Annotated in this window: 1 protein-coding gene; it reads right to left on the reverse strand. The window is 64.6% G+C overall.

Annotated features, from left to right (window positions below; all coding sequences use genetic code 11):
- Positions 1–432: glycosyltransferase family protein (locus DC53_RS21910; RefSeq protein WP_206075188.1), on the reverse strand; the 432-nt coding region annotated here is incomplete at both ends.

Consider the following 432-nt stretch of genomic DNA (forward strand, 5'->3'; position numbering starts at 1 on the left):
TGGTGAGATAGATGTGGCAACGGGAGATGCGGAGGATGCGGCAGAGATCCTCATAGGGCACCTTGCCGAGGAAATGCACCCGGTTCCAGTCAACGCTATCGCCCAGCTCGGCCTCCATCTCGCCGCGCAGGCCCGGGGGGTGGCTGCTCTCGATGCCGTAAGAGGTCTCGTTGCCGCCAATCATCAAGATCCGCGCCTGGGGGCGCTCGGCCAGGATCTGGGGCAGGGCGCGCATCATGATATGGAAGCCCCGGGTGCGCTCCATATTGCGCGCCACATAGGTGATGACCTCATCCTCGCGGGTCAGCGGCTGGTCCAGCCGCCCCAGGCCAACCGAAGCCTGCGGGTCGGGCAGCAACCGGTCGCAGCGAATGCCGTCATGGCAGGTATACATGCGATCGTGGAAAGACTGCGGGAAGCGATCGCGTTGCC

Source organism: Pseudoalteromonas fuliginea, from assembly GCF_000690055.1.
Lineage (GTDB): Bacteria > Pseudomonadota > Gammaproteobacteria > Enterobacterales > Alteromonadaceae > Pseudoalteromonas > Pseudoalteromonas fuliginea.